The sequence below is a fragment of the Arthrobacter ulcerisalmonis genome (assembly GCF_900609065.1).
GTDB lineage: Bacteria > Actinomycetota > Actinomycetes > Actinomycetales > Micrococcaceae > Arthrobacter > Arthrobacter ulcerisalmonis.
On record NZ_UXAU01000068.1, the window covers coordinates 1 to 431 of the forward strand.

Consider the following 431-nt stretch of genomic DNA (forward strand, 5'->3'; position numbering starts at 1 on the left):
GTGGCGGGAGCGGCATCATCCGGAGTCGTTGGAGGCCCGGCATGTGAAGGGTGTGGCGGATCGTCGGGTGGAGTTCTGTCCTGATCGGGACGGGATGGGGTGGCTGTCGTTGTATTTACCGGGCGACACGGCGTGTGCGGTGTGGAACAAGACCACGGCACTGGCTAGGGGGTTGCAAGGCCCCAATGAGGACCGAACGTTGACGCAGCTACGGGCTGATGTCGCGGCCGGGATCCTCCTCAACAGCCCAGGTCACCACCTAGGCACGGCTGCGGAGTTCGGCGCGGGGGTGCGGGCTGAGGTGTTGGTGACGGTGCCGGTGTTCTCATTGCTGGGCCTCACGGAAGAACCGGGTGAGGTGGAGGGGTTTGGCCCGGTGCCAGCATCGGTGGCGCGGCGGTTGGTTGCTGATGGGGCGCAGTCGTTGTACA

1 protein-coding gene is annotated in these 431 nt (G+C 65.7%); it reads left to right on the forward strand.

From position 1 onward, the window contains the following. A partial coding sequence (locus PSET11_RS16545; protein ID WP_124093404.1) for a 13E12 repeat family protein occupies positions 1-431 on the forward strand: 431 nt, incomplete at both ends.